Consider the following 23763-nt stretch of genomic DNA (forward strand, 5'->3'; position numbering starts at 1 on the left):
ACCTATTTTAGGACTAGACAGTTTTATAGGGACGAAACCTGAGTCGTTATTTGTACTGACTCGCAAAAGCTTCCATAAATGTCACTAAGGCTTTTACGCCTTCTAATGGCATTGCATTGTAGATACTGGCGCGCATGCCGCCAACAATCCTATGACCTTTTAATGCCACTAAGCCTGCGTGTTCAGCTTGTTTTAAAAATTCACTATCGAGCGAGCTATCCACTAATTGAAAAGTCACATTCATTCGAGAGCGATTCTGAACTGCAACCCCATTAGTATAAAATGGATTATTATCAATGCATTGGTAAAGTAAGGCTGCTTTTTGCTTATTAAGGGCCTCCATAGCTTTAACGCCCCCTTGCGCAGATAACCAATCAAACACTTCAGCAGCAAGGTACCATGCAAATGTAGGTGGGGTATTAAACATTGAGTCATTCGCTTGTGCGACTGAGTAATCCATTATTGATGATTGAGTTAGACTCGGTAATTTCAACATATCATCTCGAACAATTACAATTGATAACCCTGATGGACCGATATTTTTTTGTGCACCAGCATAGATAACCGCGTATTTACTGACATCGATATCACGAGACATTATGGTTGATGATAAGTCGACAACTACAGGCCATGGACTGTCTAAGTCATCAAAAATTTCAATTCCATCTACGGTTTCATTGGCACAATAATGAACGTAACGATAATCATCATCCAGTTTATGTAAGTCAGGCAAGACCACTTGATTTAATCCATCTTGTTTTTCGACAATATTGATTTGATCAATGTTGTTTTCACCGACTATCTTGACGGCTTCTTTTACCGCAGCCGAAGACCATTGTCCATTAACTAGATAGAGCGCTTTACCGTTGTCACCAAGAAAATTGTTAACCACATTAGTAAATTGCCCTCTTCCACCGCCATGCATAAACAGAACATGATAGTTAGAAGGTATGTTCATTAGTTCACGTAATGTTTTTTCAGCATGCTGAGTCAGGGCAATAAATTCTTTACTTCGGTGGCTTATTTCCATCACGGAGACGCCAAGACCATTCCAATCGATTAATTCCTGCTGAGCTTTTTGCATCACAGCTTGAGGTAACATGGCAGGTCCGGCACAAAAATTGAAAATATCGCTCACAGCAGTATCCTTTATCGTTTGATGGTAAAACTTTCTTTTTATAGCAATTTGATATGCAGTATATAGCAACTGTTTGCTTGCTAAAATGAAAAAAAATCATTTAAATTTTGTATTAGAAACTTGTTTATATAAACTTGAACTGAATTAACTTTTTGTACACTTTTTTTGATAGAATTCACTGCTGTTTTTAATTTTTATGTACTTACTGAGCTGACCTTATAATCAAACTCAATGAATAAATAAAAATTGATAACGGGTAAACCACTTATGATTACACAAGCGTAATCACAAATAAGTCAGTAAAATATGGTCTTAGTACTAAACTGAGACTGTAACAATAATGAATAATCCGTTTTAACGGAAATTGGATCGATTGATGTATTTAAAACCCTTTTTGCTGTTTGGCACTGTAACAATTGCCAGTATCTGCTCACAAGCCAATGCAAAACAATCTGACTACATAACCGTCGCAGATCAGTTTAAACAACACTTTCACCAGCAATTGAAGCAAAGCAAGGTACCTGGTGGGGCCTTCGTTATTGTTGAGGGAAATGAAGTTTTATCACTAAGTACCTTCGGCAAACGTAAAAAAGGTGGCAAACTCAATGTAAATCAAGACACTGTTTTTCGTTTGGCATCTGTATCAAAAACCTTCGCCGGTACCTTAGCGAGTATGTTAGTCAATGAGCGAAAGCTAAGCTGGCAACAACCTATTGTTAAGTACTTACCAGAATTCACTCTCGCCAATAAAGCTAACGCTGAAGAAATAACCTTAGCGCATGTAATTGGTCAAAGTACCGGTTTGATGCCTAATAGTTACGATAATTTAATTAATGCCAATGTTAAAATGGACAAAATTATCAACAAGTTCTCTGAGCTAACCCCAATGTGTAGCCCCGGAGTTTGTTATGGCTATCAGAACGTAGCATTTTCATTTATTGAAACGGCCATAGAGCAGCAATCTGGAATGGCTTATGAAGATTTATTGCAACAAAAGATTTTTTCGCCTCTAGATATGAATACTGCAACAGTCGGCTATGATGCTTTCATGGCAAGAGAAAACCGCGCTGAACCTCATGTAAAAACAAAATCGGGTTTTCGTAAAGTCACGGTAAAGCCTAATTACTATAAATTACCATCCGCTGCAGGCGTCAATGCCAGTATCAATGACATATCGAAATGGCTAATTGCCAATTTAGGTGAGAATCCTGGTGTCATTTCAAACAGTGTGATTAGAGATGTCACGACGCCAGGCGTTAGAACAACCAAAGAGTTACGCCGCCGTGACTGGCGAGCACACCTTGATAATGCACATTACGGTAAAGGCTGGCGAGTATATGAATTTGAAGGCCGTCCATTAATTTATCATGCTGGTTGGGTCGCTGGTTACGTTGCAGAAATATCCTACTCACCCGAGTTGAATATTGGTATGGCGATGTTGTTAAACGGTGAATCAAGAGTGATTGCTAAATTAAGCTCTACCTTTTGGAAAAATGCTTTCGAACAAGCGAATAAAAATAAATCTTAGTGCGTAACTCGCCCTATCCACTTGTTATCTATATAAACATTCAAGCATAAAAAAGGATGCCATTTGGCATCCTTTTTTGTATCACACTATCAGAATGTTATTGGTGATTAAGCATCTGATTCTGGTGTAGCTGAATCGTCAGCAGCATTCGTTTCAATGCTCTCAACGGTTTCGCCTTCTGCACCTTCTTCGATTTGCTCATCTTCTGCAATTTCATCAAGACGCTGCAAGCCAACCACTTTCTCATCGTCAGCTGTTCGAATAATGGTGACACCTTGCGTGTTACGACCAATCAGTGAAACACCATTTGAAGGAGTACGTACAAGCGTACCTTTGTTACTAATGAGCATGATTTCTTCAGATTCAGTAACTTGAACTGCGCCAACTACGGCACCATTACGTTCACTGACTTTGATAGAAACAACACCTTTCGTGCCACGACTCTTCGCTGGGTACTCTGATAAGTCGGTACGTTTACCGTAACCGTTTTCGGTAACAGTAAGAATTGCGCCTTCTTCTTTCGGAATGATCATTGAAACAACTTTTTGACCATCTTCAAGTTTAATACCGCGAACACCTGTAGCCGTTCGGCCCATTGGACGGATAGCAATTAAGTCTTCACCAGTTTCAGGGTCTTTTTTCACTTCACCCGTTTCTGAATCACGTACTTTTTCGTTGAAACGAACCACTTTACCTTCGTTAGAGAACAACATAATGTCGTCACTACCGTTAGTAATATCAACGCCAATTAATTGGTCATCATCTTTAAGGTTTACTGCAATAATGCCGTTTGCACGTGGATTACTGTATGCAGTCAATGCCGTTTTCTTAACCGTACCGTGCGCTGTTGCCATAACAATAAACTTATCATCAGCGTATTCGCGTACAGGTAGGATAGCAGTAATGCGCTCACCATCAGCAAGAGGTAATAAGTTAATAATTGGACGGCCACGAGCTGTTCGACTTGCAAGTGGTAATTGGTACACTTTAAGCCAGTACATTTTGCCAAAGTCAGAGAAACATAAAATCGTATCGTGAGTATTCGCAACAAGCAGTTTTTCAACGAAATCTTCGTCTTTCACTTTCGTTGCCGCTTTACCCTTACCACCACGACGTTGAGCTTGGTAATCAGTTAGAGGCTGATACTTCGCATATCCCATATGAGATAGCGTTACAACAACATCTTCTTCATTGATTAAGTCTTCAAGACTCATATCAACTTCATTTTGATTAATCACAGTGCGGCGTTCATCACCATACTGCTCAAGCATTTCTTCGAGCTCTTCCTTGATCACTTCCATTAAGCGTTCAGGGCTACGAAGAATGAACAGCAAGCTTGCAATGAACTCAAGTAATTCTTCGTATTCGTTAAGAATTTTCTCGTGCTCAAGGCCTGTTAAGCGATGAAGACGTAGTTCAAGAATGGCTTGCGCTTGTTGCTCAGTTAAATAGTATTTGCCATCGCGAATACCAAAATCTGGTTCTAACCATTCTGGACGAGCTGCATCATCACCAGCTTTTTCTAGCATGCCTTGTACGTGGCCTAGATCCCACCCTTGCTCAACTAATTTCACTTTTGCTTCAGCTGGCGTTGGTGAGTTCTTAATCAGCGCAATAATCGGATCGATATTCGCTAATGCAATCGCAAGTGCTTCAAGGATATGAGCACGGTCACGCGCTTTACGTAATTCAAAAACAGTACGACGAGTAACAACTTCACGGCGATGAAGAATAAAGCACTCAAGCATTTCTTTAAGGTTGAACAATTTAGGCTGACCGTTAGTCAGTGCCACCATGTTGATACCAAAAGAACATTGCATCTGAGTTTGAGCGTATAAGTTGTTCAGAACAACTTCGCCTACTTCACCACGTTTAATCTCAACGACGATACGCATACCGTCTTTGTCAGACTCATCACGTAAACCAGTAATACCTTCAATTTTCTTATCCTTAACAAGCTCAGCGATTTTTTCAATCAAACGTGCTTTGTTAACTTGATAAGGAATTTCGGTAACGATAATACGTTCACGACCGTTATCTTCTTCAATCTCAGCTTTAGAGCGCATGACGGCACGGCCACGACCCGTTTTGTAAGCATCAATAATACCTTTACGGCCATTAATTGTTGCAGCTGTTGGGAAATCAGGTCCTGGAATATGTTCCATTAACTGTTCGATTGAAAGACTTGGTTCAGCAATCAATGCTAAACAGCCATTAATCACTTCAGTGATATTATGAGGCGGGATATTGGTCGCCATACCCACAGCAATACCGGATGAACCATTAATTAATAAGGTTGGTACGCGTGTTGGTAATACTGCTGGAATAAACTCTGTACCATCATAGTTAGGTACAAAATCTACTGTTTCTTTTTCTAAATCGGCTAAAAGTGAATGAGCCAATTTTTCCATACGGATTTCGGTATAACGCATTGCCGCAGCAGAATCACCATCTACTGAACCAAAGTTACCTTGGCCGTCAACAAGCGTATAACGCATTGAGAATGGCTGCGCCAAACGAACGATTGTATCATATACAGCTGTATCACCATGTGGGTGATACTTACCGATTACGTCACCAACAACACGAGCTGATTTTTTATAAGGCTTATTGTAGTCGTTCTTTAATTCGTTCATTGCGAATAGAACACGACGGTGAACAGGTTTTAACCCGTCACGAACGTCGGGTAATGCACGACCTACGATTACACTCATCGCATAATCTAAATAAGAATTCTTTAGTTCGTCTTCGATGTTAATTGGCGAAATTGATGTTGCCAGATCAGTCATAAACTGCTCGTTCCCCTAAAATTAGCGCACAATAATTATTCCATTTTATTGTGTAGCTCAAAAACGTGATTTGGCATTCTAACACAGATATATAAAGTGGCTAGACCCTAGAACAACAATAAGTGAATGCAAGTGAAAAACTTAATAAAAACAGCGATAATTCCCCTAATTTGATTCGTAAGTTCTACTTTTTAATTTCCTGATATACGTGTTTTGAGAATTAATGTGTTTTTTATGGGCAAACATTGCTGCTTATATAATCAATTGAAAATTAATCTTGTTTTATCTCACTTTGTTTATTGAAACGGATGGTTATAATACCTGCAATAATCATAAATATATTATGGGTCCTGTTATGTCTAATCACGAAAACCAAAATCAACAGAATGTTGATCACCAAGAAATCGAAAAGTTTGCTCAAATGGCACAGTCTTGGTGGGATCCAAATGGTGATTTCAAACCACTACACCAACTTAATCCTTTAAGGTTAAATTATATCGATCAAACTTGCGGTGGTTTGTTTGATAAACACGTTATTGATATCGGTTGTGGCGGCGGTATTTTATCTGAGAGCATGGCAAAAGTTGGCGCTAAAGTTACCGGTCTTGATATGGGTGATGCGCAAATTGAAGTGGCCAAGCTTCATGCGCTCGAAACTGGTATCGATATTCACTATGACACTATGACTGCAGAAGAACACGCTGCTAATAATAGCGAAAAATATGACGTCGTAACGTGTATGGAAATGCTTGAGCACGTACCGGATCCATTATCAGTGATTCGTGCATGCTGCGATATGGTAAAGCCAGATGGCTTTGTTTTCTTTTCTACCATTAATAGAAATATGATGTCTTACATACAAGCGATAATAGGCGCAGAATATGTATTAAAGATGCTGCCTGTTGGTACCCATGATCACAGTAAGTTTATTAAGCCGTCAGAATTAATCAATTTGGTCGATCAAACTGATTTAATCTGTAGAGACGCCTTAGGCATTACTCATAACCCGTTAACAGGTGTGTATAAATATACAAATAAACTTGACGTAAACTATATGATAGCGACTCAAAAAGCTGGATAAGACACACAATTCAGGTCATGTCATTGATTCATAGTTAATGATTAAAGGACATGACCACTTATTGTCTATTAGCAGTATTCAAAACCAGGCTAGTTGATGTTCTACACTTTGATGTAATGTCATTATTAGTCTGTTTACTTAGCTTGCTTAGTTAACCTATTTATTCGTTTGATTACTTAACCCAATATAACGTGACGTTACTCTTTCCATAATTGATAAACGAATTAAAACCTAAGGTAGTACAATGAATCAATTTAGTGCGACGGATCAGATTAAAGCAGTATTATTTGATTTGGATGGAACCTTGGCTGATACCGCACCAGATCTGGTATATGCATTAAATTTAGCCTTGCAAGAGCGCGAAATTTCCCCTAAGTCCGTCGAAGCACTACGCTATTCAGCTTCACACGGAAGTTTGGCCTTAGTAAATGCTGCGGTACCAGAGTTAAATGAATCAGAGCAAGTAAGCATTCAACAGAGTCTGCTTAAACACTATAAAAAAGTGAATGGTCAAAAAGCCTCTTTATTCGAAGGTTTAGCCTCATTCCTCACTTTACTTGAAACAAAAGCAATACCGTTTGGGGTGGTAACAAATAAACAAGCAAAGTTTACTCGTCCGTTAATTGATGCTTTAGGGCTAACTGAACGTTTAACAAGTATCGTTAGTGGCGACTCTACCCTTTACCCTAAACCTCACACTGCCCCTATGTTATTAGCAGCTCAGCAAATTAACTGTGCGCCTGCAAATATATTGTACCTAGGTGATGCTGAGCGTGATCTAGTCGCAGCCAATAATGCGGGCATGATTGGCGGCACTGCCATGTGGGGATACCTTTCGGACGATGACCAGCCAGACTTATGGCCAAGTAAAATTGTATTTAACACAGTTAACGATTTACACCAATTTTTTGAATAACAAGAACAACTAAAACAGTACTCTTCATAAATTCAATGCTGATATGTAAATCTTAATGTAATGATGCAAAAGTGATTGGTAAATTGATGCTTCAGATTTCAGAATTGAAGCATCATTTCAATGACTCACTTTCGATACTTATCAGCAAACCTTTAATACACTCGCGATAGATTTTCTTTACTATCGGCATTTCTGTTACTTCACTTTTTATCTCACTGTTCTAAGGATAACAGTAGTCAATTTAGTGTAATGAACTCATCACTGACACTGTACTTTGACTCATAAATCCGAATGGAAACTCATTGTTTCATTTTACATTCAAACATCACAAAAAAAATCAAACTATTTTTATATTAAAACAATCGATCGCTGAATATTTTAGCGATCAATCCAATCACGTTAACTGTCTAAAAAAACAACGTCACGAGAAATTCAAAGGCTATTTTGCGTTAGCAGGTTAGCTTTTACTAACTTGAATGACTATCCATAAGATATCCACAACTTATTAATTAAAATCCTACTTGCAAATGGTGACCAACCTCACTATCTTGTATGTTAGTTTTTATAAAACACCATATCTTGTGTGTGACATCAATACGAGGCACTAGCGATAAAAGCGCAGTATCTCGCTGTAACACTAGTATTTTTATCAATATTAGTTTGTTAAATGAATTTGGATGATCAACTTACAAGGGACGTATTGTGATTTATTGGCGATCGTAACGTAGTCGATAAAAAAAGATCCAATGAATAAATTACACCAATAAATATCGAATCAAGGCCTCTTTTTAATGAACAGCAATATGACAGTCACTAAACGCAGTGGCGAACGCGAAACAATCGATTTAGATAAAATCCATCGCGTAATCGAGTGGGCAGCCAAAGGCTTAAACAACGTATCAGTTTCAGAAGTAGAATTACGTTCTCACTTACAGTTTTTTGAAGGCATTCCTACAGAGGCTATTCACGAAACAATCATCAAAGCAGCAGCTGACTTAATCTCTCCAGAGTCACCAGATTACCAATTTCTTGCTGCGCGTTTAGCTGTTTTTCATCTGCGTAAAAAAGCCTTCGGTCAATTCGAGCCTCCAAAATTAATTGATCAAGTCAATCGTTTGGTTGAGTTGGGTAAGTACGACAAGCACATTATCGAAGATTACACAGCAGAAGAGTTAACTATCTTAGATAGCTACATCGACCACTGGCGTGACATGGACTTCTCATATGCTGCTGTTAAGCAACTCGAAGGGAAATACTTAGTTCAAAACCGAGTGACTAATGAAATTTACGAAAGTGCACAGTTTCTCTACATCTTGGTAGCTGCTTGCTTATTTGCTAAGTATCCAAAAGAAACACGCCTTGACTACATTAAGCGTTTCTACGATGCCGTATCGACATTTAAAATTTCACTTCCAACGCCAATCATGGCTGGTGTGCGCACCCCTACTCGTCAATTCAGTTCGTGCGTATTAATTGAATGTGACGATAGCCTTGATTCAATTAATGCGACTGCATCTTCAATTGTAAAATACGTAAGTCAACGTGCGGGTATTGGTATTAACGCAGGCCGTATTCGAGCTTTAGGTAGCCCAATCCGAGGCGGTGAAGCATTCCACACTGGTTGCTTACCGTTTTATAAATATTTCCAAACTGCGGTAAAGTCTTGCTCACAAGGCGGAGTTCGTGGCGGCGCAGCGACATTATTTTACCCATTATGGCACTTAGAGGTTGAATCACTTCTTGTCCTTAAAAATAACCGTGGTGTAGAAGATAACCGTGTTCGTCATTTAGATTACGGCGTGCAATTAAACAAATTGATGTACCAACGCTTAATTAAGTCTGAAAATATTAGCTTATTTAGCCCATCTGATGTACCTGGTTTATACGATGCATTCTTCGCTGACCAAGTAGAGTTTGAGCGCCTATATCTTCAATACGAAGCGGATAGCAGCATTCGTCGTAAAGAGATTAAAGCCGTTGAATTATTTTCATTAATGATGCAAGAACGAGCATCAACTGGCCGAATCTATATTCAAAATGTTGATCACTGTAATACTCATAGTCCATTTGACCCGCAAGTAGCGCCAATTAAACAGTCTAACCTTTGTTTAGAAATCGCATTACCAACTAAGCCGATGCGTAACATTGAAGATCCTAATGGTGAAATTGCATTATGTACTTTATCAGCGCTTAACTTGGGTGCTATCAAAGACTTATCGGAATTAGAACCGCTTGCAGATCTAGCAGTTCGTGCATTAGATAATTTACTTGATTATCAAGATTACCCAATTATCTCTGCTCAACTGGGTTCTATGAACCGTAGAACGCTAGGTATAGGCGTTATTAACTTCGCAAATTACCTTGCGAAAAATGGCATGAAATATTCTGATGGCTCTGGTAATAACTTAACCCATAAGACGTTTGAAGCGATTCAGTTCTACTTACTTAAAGCTTCTATGAACCTAGCAAAAGAGCAAGGTGCATGTCCTTTATTTAATGAAACGACTTACGCTGAAGGTGTTTTACCAATTGACACATATAAGCGTGATTTAGATAAAATCTGTGATGAACCATTACATATGGATTGGGAAGGATTACGTAGTGACATTAAAACTCACGGCTTACGTAACTCTACTCTATCAGCATTAATGCCATCAGAAACGTCTTCGCAAATTTCTAACGCAACAAATGGCATCGAGCCACCACGTGGCTTAATCAGCGTTAAAGCAAGTAAAGATGGGCAATTAAAGCAAGTTGTTCCTGACTTTGATGAGCTAAAACATCAATATGAATTGCTGTGGAATATGCCAAATAATGATGGTTATTTACAGCTCGTTGGTATCATGCAAAAATTCGTCGACCAAGCAATTTCGGCTAATACTAACTACGATCCAACACGTTTTGACGGTCAAAAAGTACCGATGAAAACCTTGCTGAAAGATCTATTAACAGCCTATAAACTTGGTGTTAAAACACTTTACTATCACAACACCCGTGATGGTGCATCAGACAACCTTGACGACATTACCGTCGTTGAGAAAGAAGATGATGGCTGTGCAGGCGGCGCTTGTAAGATTTAATTCAACAATTTGCATTTAAATGCGGGGACTTATCCCCGCTTTTTTAGGATATATAAATGACTTATTCTACTTTTTGTCAAACACCAAATAATCCGATGAACGAACCTATGTTCATGGGACAGTCAGTTAACGTTGCTCGTTATGATCAACAAAAATATGAAGTTTTTGAAAAGCTAATTGAAAAGCAATTATCTTTTTTCTGGCGCCCAGAAGAAGTAGACGTAAGCAAAGACAAAATTGATTACCAAGGTTTACCAGAACATGAAAAACACATTTTCATTTCAAACCTTAAGTACCAAACATTATTAGATTCTATTCAAGGTCGCTCACCGAATGTGGCGTTATTACCGTTAGTATCGTTACCTGAATTAGAAACATGGATTGAAACTTGGTCTTTTTCAGAAACAATTCACTCGCGTTCTTATACCCACATTATTCGTAATATTGTTAATGATCCGTCTGTCGTATTTGATGATATCGTGGTGAATAAAGAAATTTTAAAACGTGCAGGTGATATTGCTCAATACTACGATGGTTTAATTGAACTGACCCAAGTGCTTAATTTACATGGTGAAGGAACACATTTGGTTAACGGTAAAGAAATCACTGTTAGTCCACGTATCCTTAAAAAATCTCTGTATTTATGCATGATGTCTGTAAATGCATTAGAAGCGATTCGTTTTTATGTCAGTTTTGCATGTTCATTTGCTTTCGCTGAACGTAAATTAATGGAAGGCAATGCGAAAATTATTCGTTTAATTGCTCGTGATGAAGCCTTACATTTAAATAGCACTCAGCATATTCTTAATATTATGCAAGGTGGCAAAGATGATCCTGAAATGGGTGAAATTGCCAAAGAGTGTCACGATCAAGCCTACGATATTTTTTATAAAGCAGCAGAGCAAGAGAAAGAATGGGCTAAATACTTATTCAAAGACGGTTCAATGATCGGCTTAAATGAGCAAATTTTATGTCAGTACGTTGAATACATTACTAACCAACGTATGAAAGCCGTTAACTTGCCTCAACCCTATGCAGAACAAACTAACCCGTTACCATGGATGAAAAACTGGCTTGAAAGTGATGCTGTACAAGTGGCACCACAAGAAGTTGAAGTCTCATCTTACTTAGTTGGTCAAATTGATTCGGCCGTTGACAGCGATGAGTTTTCTGACTTTGACCTATAAGCCCAACTTCAAAAAAGCACCTATTGTTAGTTTAAATGGTGAGCCAGTGTTGTTGTTTAATCAACAGCAACACACCTTACTAGATGTACTCGAGATAAAAAAAGTAAATATCTTTTCTGAGTGCAGAAATGGTTTTTGCGGTTCGTGTAAAACTCGTATCAATAAAGGTTCAGTGACTTATATCTCTGAACCTTTGGTCGAACTAGAAGCTGATGAATGCTTGCCTTGTTGCTGTGTACCTGAGACGAACCTAGATCTCGATCTCACTACAGATGAACCAAGTAACCTTTATGTTCAGCATAACAAAACACTGATTACACTCGATTAAATATGAAACGAACCTTCTCGTTCGTTTCACTTTTCAATAGCAAGTATTCGTTTTTACCGATTATCTCATCGCCGTAATAATCCAAATATCAACAAAAAAGTCGCTAAGATAAATAGTTAACCCTAATTTTTGTTCTTTTTAGCCTCAAGAAACATAGCTTCAAGTTCAGCAAACATCCAATTCATAATATTGCCAGCACCTTTGTCTCGTCGTTTAACTAACCCCATTTCAATCAACAATGATTCGGGTATATGGTAAGTGCTCAACTCTTTTATTTCACCTGAATACCACTGAGAACCGGCAATATGTTCTGGAACCAACGCCCAACCCAAGCCACGAGTAACAAGGGATGTCATGTAATAGTAACTGTCAACATGCCAACAATTTGCAGATATGGGTTTACTTGCAGTTTGCAAGTCACAAATTACCAGTTGTCGATATTCATTTAGCTGCGATATGTTTGGAACCGGGATATCTGCTAATGGATGATTAACCGATACGATAAGAGATTGATGAAAGCTATCAATAGTAAAAAACTCTAGACGTTCACAAAGTTGCTCGCCTTGAAATAACACACCTAAGTCCGCTTTTCCAATATCTACCCAATGGGCAATATCATCCCTTGAGCCATTTAAAATAGTGAGTTTCAACAATGGAAAAGTCTCAGCCGTTTTATCAAAAAAAACTTCGAAAGTAGAAATTGGGACAGCTTCGTCAATTGCAATGGTTAATGCTAATTCGTTATTTGTTTGAACTGACATTGCTCTTGAGTTTAAACGCTCACACTGCGCAATCACAGCTTTAGCTTCAATTAATAACTGTTCCCCCTGCTCTGTTAGCACAGGCAAACGGTGGCTGCGATCAAATAGCTTAAAGCCTAAATCTATTTCTAAATTTGAAATTGCCGTACTGACTCTTGATTGCGCTTTACCTAAATCACGTGACGCAGCTGAAAACGAACCTGTATTGGCAGCGGCAACAAATGCTTTTAATTGTTCTATAGACCAGTTCATCTTTTTCCAACCGTAATGGCTCATTCCAATCATTATAACTATCCGATTATCGGATGGATACTAACTTTTTCCTATCTAAAATCAGATTATAATAAGCAATATTATTTTGTGTCCTGATAGTATTGAGAAAATCATGTTAGCAATATCAACAGCGTCAATTGATCAATTAACCGTTAAACAGCATTTTTGGAAATACGCTATACCATCCATTGCAGCAATGTTAGTGAGTGGCTTATATCAAATCATTGATGGGATTTTCGTTGGTCATTATGTAGGCTTTGAAGGCTTAGCAGGCATTAACATGGCTTGGCCAATTATATGCTGTGTTGTGGGTGTTGGCATGATGATCGGTATGGGCGCTGGTAGCTTACTATCCATCACCCGTGGCGAGAAAAAGCCTTTAGAAGGACAAAAAGTACTTAGCCATGCCATAGTATTAATTGGCATAATGAGTATCGCATCAGCAATTTTCATTCACTTCTTCGGTGAGACGTTATTGCTCCTGCAGGCAGCAGATGGACAAAGCTTTACCATGGCATCAGATTATATCGAAGTATTTGCCTATGGCGCTTTTTTTACAACTGCAGCTACAGCAATGCCTTTACTCGTGAGAAATGATGAACAGCCCGGTTTTGCCACTATGTTGTTAATGATTGGCGCTGTCATGAATATCGCGTTGGATTACTTATTAATCGCTGTTTATCCTTTAGGACTAACAGGCGCAGCAATTGCGACATTGATTTCTCAAGCCATTGTGATGCTACTCGGTTTTTACTACTTCTTTTCGAGGAAAGCTAACACCAGGTTTAAGTTTTCTTATAAAGATATTAAGTTTAAACAGCTACAAAAAATACTCGTGTTGGGCAGCTCGAGTTTGATTATGTTTATGTACTTTAGCTTCATTATTGCACTTCATAATTTCCTTTTTATGCAATATGGCTCGGCTGTTCATGTCGCTGCTTTTGCTATTGTAGGTTACGTTGCAACGACTTTTTATTTATTAGCAGAAGGTATTGCTGGCGGTATGCAGCCCCCTGTTAGTTACTATTACGGTGCAAAGCAGGTCCCACAGATCAAACAAACAGTGAAACTGACCGTAAAAGTTGTCGCTATTCTGGGGGTTTTTACCGTTTTATTTATAAATATTTTTCCTAACTTTGTCATAGGTTTTTTCAGTAATCATGATAATGCTCTTATGGCTGAAACTTTAATCGGTATGCGTCTACATTTATTCGCGTTAGTACTAGATGGGTTTATTTTTATCGCAACCATGTATTTTATGGCGGTCAATCAAGGAAATAAGTCTTTGTTTATTTCGATGGCTAATATGGCAATACAAATTCCGTTTTTACTCACGTTGCCCAACTTGATTGGCGTCAACGGTATATGGCTATCTGTGCCACTTTCTAATGTCGCCTTATGTCTTATTCTGACGCCATTAATTTTGTCAGAAAATAAACGGATAAACGCACTACATAACTAATCAGCAATGAGTCATTACATCAGCTTTTTAGACATTTGCTGATGTAATTGATTTACTTTCATTAATGCAGCGCTGCCATACCAAGGCTTTAACTCCATAGTAAGGCTACCTGCTTTAATGGCAGGATCTGATTCAGTGAGTAATTTTGCTTCAGCAACCGTTTTTACATCAAAAATATAAATTCCACGAAAATCATCGTTACCAAGAAAAGGCCCAGCAAGAACTAATTTGCCTTCATTTGCTAACTTAGTAATATTGTCCATATGAGCTTTTTGCAGAGCTAAGGCATCCTCCTCACTTCGTTCGCGATTGGGTCCTCGTTTCAAGAATGCAACAACGTATTGCTTCATGCCATACTCATCTGCGCCAACTTCGTTAGCTAATGCAGGATCAAATTTCGGATTATCTTTAACCTTGGTAACGGTTTCTGAAGCCCATAGAGACGAAACCGACAAGAACAAAGTCAGAAAGCACAATAAGCGATACCTTGATATGAACTGAGATTGTGATGTATTTGATGCTAAGAAAGTCATTGTTTGCTCCAATCATTATCAATAATGAATATCATGGAGCATTTAAATTAAGATGTAAATTCGACTCAATAAGGTAAGAATAAGCTGTTATGGTATAAATTACCCTTCGCTACAAATAGTGTTTTTACCTTGAGATTTAGCAATATATAAACGTTTATCAGTGAGTTTTATTAAATTCTCAACATCGTTCATCATACGGCAGTCACTTGACTCAGCTAAACCGATACTCACTGAAACAGAAAATGAATGAGTAGAATCGTTAAAATGCCTTTCAGCAAAACGGCTTCTTATCACTTCAGCAGTTTGTAATGCGGCTTGTTGGTTTGCTGAAGGTAAGAATGCAATAAACTCTTCTCCCCCCCAACGACCAACAGCCCCACTATGATCTGCAAACGCATCACGTATAATTTCTGCAAGAGCTTGAATGACGAGATCGCCATTGTGATGACCATGAGTATCATTAACTAATTTGAAATTATCAATATCAAGTAAAACACAGGTCAACTGGTCACTGATTTCAATATGTTTCTGTAACCATTCTTGCACTGCACTGCGATTTAAAAGGTGCGTCAAACCATCATGACTTGCTTTAAATGCCAGTTCTTTTTCTAATTGTACTTTCTCGGTTACATCTTCCATTACCACTTGTACTGCAGGTTCTCCATCCCACTCAATAAGGTTGTCATAAATATTAAAAAAACGATGTATGCCATCAAAGCAGATATTTTCGACCACACTGTTACTGCCAACAGCCACGCCATTAACAATATCTTGATAATGCTGCTTGGCCTGTTGTTGAACTGTTTCAGGAATGAGTGTGAGTAGCGAGCTCAAACTCATCACTTGCTCTATTGAGTCTGCGTGTAAATGCTTTACACAGGCTTGGTTTACCATCAGTGGCTTAAATTCCCGATGCACCATAATACCTTGACCTGATTGTGTAATGAGCCGTTTATACATTAGGTCTTTTTCACGTATACGCTTATTCGCTTCAACTAACACAGAAAGATCAATCACTGTCACCTGTAATGCTGGACGTCCTTGCCATTCAATTAAATGATCCACTGAAAAAACCGTGAACTCACGGCCATTTCTGTCAATATTAACGAATGTATGACCACGTGGATAAAGTGTTCCATTGACTATGTCATGGTAGTTTTGAGTGGCAATTTGATGATTTTCTGCAGGTAAAAGGTCAAGAAAAGAATCGATGCTGGTAAGTAGTTCTTTGGCTGAATTATAACCATATATTTGAGCATATCGTTCATCAACATGAACAGCATTCATGTCCTGAATAATGATAACTCCATAACTTGAATCAATATTAATCTTTGGCATAAATGATTTTTATAAAATTAATCTTTTAATTGATATACAACAATTATAGGCAGAAACAACTTAACTGCACTAGCCTGCTAGGATAAAAATGTTAACTGTAATGTGCTCTAAATCTTTTAGTTATATGAAAAGACTTTTTGCTGGCCCCAAAAAAAAGTAGCGAATAATATCGCTACTTTCATTTTTAAAATCAGTTAATAAGTGTAACTTGCACCCAATCCTAAAGGTAAACCAATGGACCAGTATATGAGTAGCCATGTACTCCATATTGATAAAAGTGCCAAACTAAATGGCAACATCATCGAGATTAAAGTCCCTATCCCAATACCTTTGACATAGCGCTGACAATATACGACGACAAGTGGGAAATAAGGCATTAATGGCGTAATGATGTTTGAACTTGAGTCACCAATACGGTAAGCCGCTTGCGACAAGTCTGGACTAATGTTTAGCTGCATTAACATTGGCACAAGTACTGGGCCAATCAACGCCCATTTTGCTGAAGATGAACCAACGAATAAATTAACAAAGCCAACTAAAATAATCATCCCGACCACGGTCACTTCTGCTGGCAGGTTGAGCGCCTTAAGGCCACCAGCTCCTTCAACAGCAATTAATGCACCTAAATTAGACGCCGAAAAAGCAGCAACAAACTGAGCACAGAAAAATGCCATTACGATGTAATGCGACATACCGCTCATGGATTTAGACATTGCTTGCACGATGTCTGCAGACGACTTAAAGCTGCCAGTCATATAACCATATACTACACCTGGAAGCATAAAGAATATGAAAATCAATGGCACAATAGATTGCATTAACGGCGCACCAAAGCTAGTCAGAGAACCATGCTCATCTCGCAGTGTTGAAGTTTCAGGAATGGTAAGCGAGAAAAAACCAATAATTGCAACGAACATAACAAGAGAAGCGACACTAAATGCACGCATTTCTTTTGGTGTTGCTTCTTCCATTGCTGGTAAGTCAACTTGGTCACGTTCTACTTTGTGCGTTTTATTTAATCTTGGCTCTAAAATTTTATCGGTTAAATACCAAATCACTAAGGTAATCGGGATACACGAAGATGCTGCAAAAAACCAATTATTCAATGGGTTAATTTGAATGTCAGGATCGACTATCTGGGCTGCCGACTGGGTAAAGCTTTGTAATAAAGGATCGATACCTGATGGAATAAAGTTGGCACAGAATCCACCAGAAACACCAGCAAAAGCCGCAGCAATACCAGCAAGTGGGTGGCGACCAACGGTAAAGAATATAACACCCGCAAGTGGTATCACTACAACATAGCCCGCATCTGTTGCGGTATGCGAAATAATACCGACCACAACAACTGCAGGCGTTAAAAGCTTAGCAGGTGTGACTTTAAGCATTTGTTTTAATGCAGTATTGATAAAACCTGACTGCTCAGCAATCCCCACACCTAGCATTGCAACCAGTACAACACCTAACGGTGCGAATGCGGTGAATGTTTTCACCATAGAAGTTAAAAACTCAGTTAACGCAGTTGCACTTAATAAGTTATTAATAACAATTGGGCTATCGGTTCTTGGATCTATCGCATCAAAACTGACGCCAGATAACAAGGCTGATATCACCCAAACAGCAAACATTAAAATTAAGAATAGCATTGCAGGATCTGGTAGTTTATTACCAACCCTTTCAATACTGTCTAGCGCTCTACCGAGCAATCCGGGTGCATTATCCCCAGATTCTGTTTTCGTCGTCATGATTCCCTATTCCTCACTATGGCACTGATTGAATCTAACTATCACAGTTTTATTCAATAGCACCTTAATATAATTATTAGCATTACATATTAAATATACAGTCTGTAACTAAACTTAAAATTTACGACTTATTGCATACAAAACGAGCGGTTAAGCTTGTTTTAATCTAAATACTCAAAAAGTGTGATGCCCAATACCATAGAAAAGATAAAAACAGAGCATACAAATTTTACCAAGGTAATGTTTGTCCGTTTGAATGTTTGAATACACCAGTTGTTGTCATATCCAGTGAGTTAATTAGCCCCACCAGTCGACTTGCTGACTCTAAGGCCGAAATATCGCCTCCGTGATTTACCATATCGGTTTGAACATAACCTGGGTGGTATATGCCAACCGCTATTTGTTTTGGAGATAAATCATGGCTTAGCGACATCGATGCGGCATTAAGAGCAGCTTTAGACATTCGATACCCATATCGCCCTCCAGAGGTGTTATCCTCGATTGATCCCATACGTGAAGTGATCATAGCGACTTTGCCGCCAGCATTCAGTTGATGATTTAGTGCGGCAACAATGCGAAGTGGTGCCAGAGCATTAATTTCAAATTGCTGCCTAATGGTATCAAGGTTTAAGTGTGCTAATTGCTCATCACGTAAAATGCCTGCATTACAAATCAAAACATCAATATTCACTCCCGCTAAAGAAGTTTGCATATTATGTATGCCTTCATCAGTTGCAACATCAATTTGAGTGATAACATTCACGTCTAGCAGCTCAAGCTCATCTGAAGTGTGGCGGCATAAAGCAAACACTTTATCACCCTGTTGCTTAAATAATTTAGCCAATGCTAAACCAATCCCTCTGTTCGCACCGGTAATAACAACATTTTTAGCCATCGTCGTTCCTTTATTTAAAATCATATTGAAAACACATCATAAAAAGTATCAATAAAACTTACACATACCAAACCCTAATTCTGAGCCATCTCTTACTAAATATTGATATTTTTTATAAAACCCTTCTTTACCTTGTGCGCAAAATAGACCCACTGTAGTACCTTGTGTGACTTGTTGAGTTAAATACATTTCGATAGCTTGCATAATAAAATGTCCCAAGCCATTACCTTGGTATGCTTTAGCCACAATGACATCTTGAATATAGAAAAACAGCCCGCCATCACCGATCACTCTGCCGGTGGCAATCAATCTAGTTTCATGGAAGACACAAACGAAAAATAAAGAATTATTTAGGCTATTGTTTACTGTATCGACTGGAGCCGATCCCCAACCCGTTTCTGCTCTTAACCGGTTAAATTCCTCAGCACTAGGAGCATTGAGCGTAAAGTTAAACACTAGCTTGGTATCAACCTCATTATGCCAAGACTTGAAAATACCTTTTATTTCGTCCATTTATATTTGTATCATTAATAAAATATGGCGTTTAATAAAAACAAAAAACCTAGCAATTTGCTAGGTTTTATTAAGTTAACGATTAGAACCTTATTAGATTCAGTGGTTAAATAGCCATTGCTAGTTCAGCACCTTGTCTAATTGCTCGTTTAGCATCCAGTTCAGCAGCAACATCAACACCGCCAATCAAATGCACTGGTAAGCCAGTTGATTTCATATCGTCTACAAGCGTGCGGTTAGACTCTTGACCTGCACACAGTACAACATTATCAACTCGCAGTACTTCGGATTCTTCCCCTACCTTGATGTGTAAGCCTTCAGTGTCAAATTTCTCATAGCTCACACCCGTTTTCATGTTCACTTTATGCTGTTTAAGAACACTTCTGTGGATCCAGCCGGTTGTTTTACCGAGGCCTTTCCCCATCTTAGTCGTCTTACGTTGCAATAAGTAAACTTCGCGATCTGGTTTATGTTCAGACTCCTCAGTTAAGCCGCCTGGATGTTGATAGGTTTTATCAATGCCCCACTGCTCAAGCCATTTGTCCGGTTGTAATGTGCTCGACTCACGTTCACATAAAAAATGTGCCATATCAAATCCGATACCGCCCGCACCAATCAGCGCCACTTTCTCGCCAATATAGACTTCTCCTTTCAGAACTTGCTGATAATCGACAACTTTAGGGCTATCAAAACCAGGGAGATCAAGTGCACGCGGGACAACACCTGAAGCGACGATCACTTCATCAAATTTTTCATTCGCTAAAACATCCAAATCTAAACGAGTATTTAAACGTAATTCAACCTTGTGTAGCTTCATTTGGTTATTGAAATAACGGATGGTTTCGTCAAACTCTTCCTTACCAGGGATCTTACGTGCCAAATTAAACTGGCCACCAACTTCATTTTTAGCTTCAAATAAAACCACTTCATGCCCACGTGACGCTGCATATACCGAAAATGCCATGCCAGCAGGACCTGCTCCCATAACTGCTAAACGTTTTTTGTGTTGCGTAGGGGTGAAATTGATTTCTGTTTCATAGCAAGCGCGAGGATTAACAAGGCAAGTAGCACGCTTCATTGAAAACGTATGATCTAAACAAGCTTGGTTACAACCAATACAAGTATTGATTAGTTCACTTTGCCCAGCAGCGGCTTTATTAACAAACTCTGCATCAGCAAGGAAAGGTCTTGCCATTGAAACCATATCTGCTTGCCCAGAAGCAATGATTGATTCGCCAATTTCAGGCGTATTGATACGGTTAGTTGCAATCAAAGGAACTGACACTTCAGATTTGAGTTTCTCAGTCACCCAAGAAAATGCCCCTCTTGGAACACTTGTCGCAATTGTAGGTACACGCGCTTCATGCCAACCAATACCAGTATTGATAATTGAAACACCTTCACGCTCTAACCATTTTGCTAATTTAACGACTTCATCCCATGTCGAACCGTTATCAACTAAATCCAGCATTGATAGTCTGAAAATTATGATAAATTCTTTGCCCACCTTCTCACGGATAGCTTTGACTATCTCTAATGGGAAACGTGCACGTTGAACAAAACTGCCACCCCATTCATCAGTACGTTTATTGGTACGAGAGCTAATGAATTGATTAATGAGATAGCCTTCTGAGCCCATGACTTCTACACCGTCATAGCCCGCTTTTTTAGCAAGCGCAGCACTGGATGCATAATCTTTAATTGTTCCAGCAACTTGTCTAGATGACATTTTTGAAGGCGTAAACGGTGTAATTGGCGATTTGATTTTACTCGGTGCTTGTGAAAAAGGATGATAACCATAGCGACCAGCATGGAGGATCTGCATACAGATTTTACCATCAGCTTCATGGACAGCCTTTGTGACAATGCGATGCTTCTTAACTTGCCAAGGAAAACTTAATTGGCAAGCATGAGGTGCTAGGCGTCCTCGAAAGTTAGGTGCGATACCGCCAGTTACGATAAGCCCACAGCCACCTGCTGCACGTTCTTTATAAAACGCAGCCAGTTTCTCAAATCCGCCCTTTTCTTCTTCTAAGCCAGTATGCATGGAGCCCATTAACACTCGATTTTTTAATTGAGTGAAGCCTAAATCTAAGGGTTCTAGTAAATGTGGAAACGACATTCAAACATCCTTTTTAAACAAGTGATTTAAACTAGCATACAACGAGATTTTGTTAAGCTCAATGCTTTCGCTTTGCTATTGTTAAAAACCGTTACAATTCAATTTCCCATAGCCAAGCTTTTTCAGTTAGCATAATAGTAATGAAATGCTATAGGAGTGGCTTAATGTCCGCTAAACCCTCACTGATTAAACGAATTTTCTCTTTGATTTGGAAAACCATCAACGGAATACGTAAAGTCATTCTCAATCTTATCTTTTTTGGTTTAATTGCTATTATCGTTGTCGCGTTAAGTGCTGAAGAAGAAATAGTCATCGAAAACCAATCTGCACTTATGCTCAATCTTGCTGGCACTATCGTTGACCAAAAGCGTCATGTTGATCCTATTGAAGCGGTATTTAAACAAAGTAAAGGCAATGATCCAGAGGGCGAAATGTTGTTATCCGACATCATTTACGTCATAGACAGTGCTATTCAAGATCCTCGTATCAATACCATCGTCATTAACATGCAGCACTTGCGCTCTGCTGGTATCAGTAAGATGACGGCTATTGGTGATGCATTGAATAAATTTAAACAAGCTGGCAAGTCTGTCGTGGCTTTTGGTAACTACTATGAACAGAACCAATATTTCTTAGCCAGTTACGCGGACACCATTTATCTTAATAATAAAGGGGCTGTTTCTCTTGAAGGTTTAAGCAGTTATCGCTTGTTTTATAAATCAGCATTAGAAAAATTAAATGTCAGCACCCATGTTTTTCGTGTTGGTACATTTAAGTCTGCTGTAGAACCTTTTATTCGTGATGACATGTCAGCGCCAGCTAAAGAAGCAAGTCAGGCATTATTAGGCGATATTTGGCAAAGTTACGAATCAATTGTAGCGACAAACCGTAACATCGCTCCAGACAATATTGTACTAAGTCCCAATCGTTATCTAACAGAGCTAGACAGTGTATCCGGCGATTCAGCTCAACTTGCAATAAAATTAAACTGGGTAGATGAACTGGCATCTGATGAATCTTTCAGACTTGCCATGGTTGAAAAAGTGGGCGCTGATAGTGACGGCGATAACTTTAAACAAGTTTCTTTTACCGAATACTATAACGCTGTAAAACCGCTTCCTGCCCTTATCGAGAAAGACTCAGTTGGTATTATTGTTGCCAAAGGTAATATTTTAAATGGTACCCAACAAGCTGGCCAGATAGGGGGCGAAAGTACTTCAGCTCTTCTGCGCAAAGCGCGCTTTGATGAGAAAGTAAAAGCGGTTGTATTACGAGTTGATAGTCCTGGCGGCAGTGCTTTTGCTTCTGAGAAAATTCGTCAAGAAGTTATCGCATTAAAGCAAGCAGGCAAGCCTGTTGTTGTCAGTATGGGCAGTTTAGCAGCATCGGGCGGTTACTGGATTTCTGCAAGTGCTGATTATATCTATGCAACACCAACAACCTTAACTGGTTCAATAGGTATCTTCGGTATGTTTGCCACATTTGAAAATGTCTTATCTAACTGGGGGATCCATTCAGATGGGGTTTCGACTTCAGATTGGGCTGGTATATCAGCAACCAGAGCTTTAGATCCTAATGTAGCAGCAGTAGTTCAACGACATATTGAACATGGGTATCAAGAATTTATTTCGTTAGTTGCTAAAGAAAGAAATATGAGCCTAGATCAAGTAGACAGAATTGCTCAGGGCCGAGTTTGGTCTGGTACAAGAGCTGTCGAGTTAGGACTTGTTGATGCAATAGGTGATATGGACAGCGCCATTGCTAAAGCAGCTGAAATGGCACAAATTGAGGTATTTGATACAAAAGTTATCGAACAAGAGTTAACTGCAGAACAAGAGTTTGTACAACAAATTCTTGCCTCAGTAGCAACCTATCTACCAGAAGCATCAACTCAATCACCTGTTCTAAATCAAATGCTAGGTGAATGGCAAACTGTAGTTGATGAATTCAGCATGTTTGATGATCCTAAAGGCATGTATTTGTATTGCGAAAATTGTAACCTTTAAACAGTTTTTGGCTTAAACAGCCAGAAGGCTGGCAAAACCTTTAAAATATAGAATATTCAAAAAAGCCC

17 protein-coding genes are annotated in these 23763 nt (G+C 38.9%); 8 read left to right on the forward strand and 9 right to left on the reverse strand.

The window, feature by feature from the left end:
* Positions 1 to 46: 46 nt before the first annotated feature.
* On the reverse strand, positions 47 to 1138 hold the full coding sequence (gene serC, locus AB4128_RS02560; RefSeq protein WP_372036677.1) for a 3-phosphoserine/phosphohydroxythreonine transaminase: 1092 nt from the start codon (positions 1136 to 1138) through the stop codon (positions 47 to 49).
* Positions 1139 to 1514: 376 nt separating this feature from the next.
* Between serC and AB4128_RS02565 the strand changes: the two genes are divergently transcribed.
* Positions 1515 to 2666: a serine hydrolase domain-containing protein gene (locus tag AB4128_RS02565; RefSeq protein ID WP_372036679.1), complete on the forward strand. Its 1152-nt coding sequence runs from the start codon at positions 1515 to 1517 to the stop codon at positions 2664 to 2666.
* A gap of 107 nt (positions 2667 to 2773) precedes the next feature.
* Here the strand turns inward: AB4128_RS02565 and gyrA are convergent, their stop codons facing one another.
* Positions 2774 to 5455: a DNA gyrase subunit A gene (gyrA, locus tag AB4128_RS02570; protein ID WP_372036681.1), complete on the reverse strand. Its 2682-nt coding sequence runs from the start codon at positions 5453 to 5455 to the stop codon at positions 2774 to 2776.
* Between the two features lie 355 nt (positions 5456 to 5810).
* Between gyrA and ubiG the strand changes: the two genes are divergently transcribed.
* From ubiG to yfaE, 5 genes are all read left to right on the forward strand, one after another.
* A complete protein-coding gene (gene ubiG / locus AB4128_RS02575) occupies positions 5811 to 6536 on the forward strand; it encodes a bifunctional 2-polyprenyl-6-hydroxyphenol methylase/3-demethylubiquinol 3-O-methyltransferase UbiG (protein WP_372036682.1) in 726 nt (241 codons plus the stop codon).
* A 244-nt stretch (positions 6537 to 6780) separates the two neighbouring features.
* Positions 6781 to 7452, forward strand: coding sequence for an HAD family hydrolase (locus AB4128_RS02580; RefSeq protein ID WP_372036684.1), 672 nt, complete (start codon positions 6781 to 6783; stop codon positions 7450 to 7452).
* Positions 7453 to 8243: 791 nt separating this feature from the next.
* Positions 8244 to 10532 carry a class 1a ribonucleoside-diphosphate reductase subunit alpha gene (gene nrdA / locus AB4128_RS02585; RefSeq protein ID WP_080915766.1) on the forward strand — a complete coding sequence of 763 codons (2289 nt, stop codon included), beginning with the start codon at positions 8244 to 8246 and terminating at the stop codon, positions 10530 to 10532.
* A 56-nt stretch (positions 10533 to 10588) separates the two neighbouring features.
* A complete protein-coding gene (gene nrdB / locus AB4128_RS02590; RefSeq protein ID WP_372036685.1) occupies positions 10589 to 11719 on the forward strand; it encodes a class Ia ribonucleoside-diphosphate reductase subunit beta in 1131 nt (376 codons plus the stop codon).
* The gene (yfaE, locus tag AB4128_RS02595; RefSeq protein WP_055024581.1) at positions 11694 to 12047 is read left to right on the forward strand and encodes a class I ribonucleotide reductase maintenance protein YfaE; all 354 of its coding nucleotides are present in this window, start codon (positions 11694 to 11696) and stop codon (positions 12045 to 12047) included. The genes nrdB and yfaE overlap by 26 nt, the downstream gene beginning before the upstream one ends.
* A 122-nt stretch (positions 12048 to 12169) precedes the next feature.
* Here the strand turns inward: yfaE and AB4128_RS02600 are convergent, their stop codons facing one another.
* Positions 12170 to 13060 carry a LysR family transcriptional regulator gene (locus AB4128_RS02600; RefSeq protein WP_372036962.1) on the reverse strand — a complete coding sequence of 297 codons (891 nt, stop codon included), beginning with the start codon at positions 13058 to 13060 and terminating at the stop codon, positions 12170 to 12172.
* Positions 13061 to 13193: 133 nt separating this feature from the next.
* Here AB4128_RS02600 and AB4128_RS02605 point away from each other — a divergent pair, with 133 nt between their 5' ends.
* Entirely contained in the window at positions 13194 to 14543 is a 1350-nt protein-coding gene (locus AB4128_RS02605; protein WP_156669083.1) for an MATE family efflux transporter, read from the forward strand.
* Between the two features lie 14 nt (positions 14544 to 14557).
* Here AB4128_RS02605 and AB4128_RS02610 read toward each other — a convergent pair whose 3' ends face one another.
* The 6 genes from AB4128_RS02610 to AB4128_RS02635 all read right to left on the reverse strand — a co-directional run bounded on the left by AB4128_RS02610 (position 14558) and on the right by AB4128_RS02635 (position 21689).
* On the reverse strand, positions 14558 to 15076 hold the full coding sequence (locus AB4128_RS02610; RefSeq protein ID WP_372036687.1) for a YciI family protein: 519 nt from the start codon (positions 15074 to 15076) through the stop codon (positions 14558 to 14560).
* Between the two features lie 99 nt (positions 15077 to 15175).
* Positions 15176 to 16414, reverse strand: coding sequence for a diguanylate cyclase (locus AB4128_RS02615; RefSeq protein ID WP_372036689.1), 1239 nt, complete (start codon positions 16412 to 16414; stop codon positions 15176 to 15178).
* Between the two features lie 194 nt (positions 16415 to 16608).
* Positions 16609 to 18159 carry an AbgT family transporter gene (locus tag AB4128_RS02620; RefSeq protein ID WP_065108026.1) on the reverse strand — a complete coding sequence of 517 codons (1551 nt, stop codon included), beginning with the start codon at positions 18157 to 18159 and terminating at the stop codon, positions 16609 to 16611.
* A 229-nt stretch (positions 18160 to 18388) separates the two neighbouring features.
* A complete protein-coding gene (locus tag AB4128_RS02625; protein WP_080915772.1) occupies positions 18389 to 19054 on the reverse strand; it encodes an SDR family oxidoreductase in 666 nt (221 codons plus the stop codon).
* A 48-nt stretch (positions 19055 to 19102) separates the two neighbouring features.
* Positions 19103 to 19567, reverse strand: coding sequence for a GNAT family N-acetyltransferase (locus AB4128_RS02630; protein ID WP_282166257.1), 465 nt, complete (start codon positions 19565 to 19567; stop codon positions 19103 to 19105).
* Positions 19568 to 19673: 106 nt separating this feature from the next.
* Positions 19674 to 21689: an FAD-dependent oxidoreductase gene (locus tag AB4128_RS02635; protein ID WP_080915774.1), complete on the reverse strand. Its 2016-nt coding sequence runs from the start codon at positions 21687 to 21689 to the stop codon at positions 19674 to 19676.
* 164 nt (positions 21690 to 21853) lie between these two features.
* Here AB4128_RS02635 and sppA point away from each other — a divergent pair, with 164 nt between their 5' ends.
* Positions 21854 to 23695, forward strand: a complete 1842-nt coding sequence (gene sppA, locus AB4128_RS02640; RefSeq protein ID WP_372036692.1) for a signal peptide peptidase SppA — start codon at positions 21854 to 21856, stop codon at positions 23693 to 23695.
* The last annotated feature ends 68 nt before the right edge of the window (positions 23696 to 23763 follow it).

The sequence above is a fragment of the Shewanella sp. 10N.286.52.A9 genome, from assembly GCF_041468985.1.
GTDB lineage: Bacteria > Pseudomonadota > Gammaproteobacteria > Enterobacterales > Shewanellaceae > Shewanella > Shewanella japonica.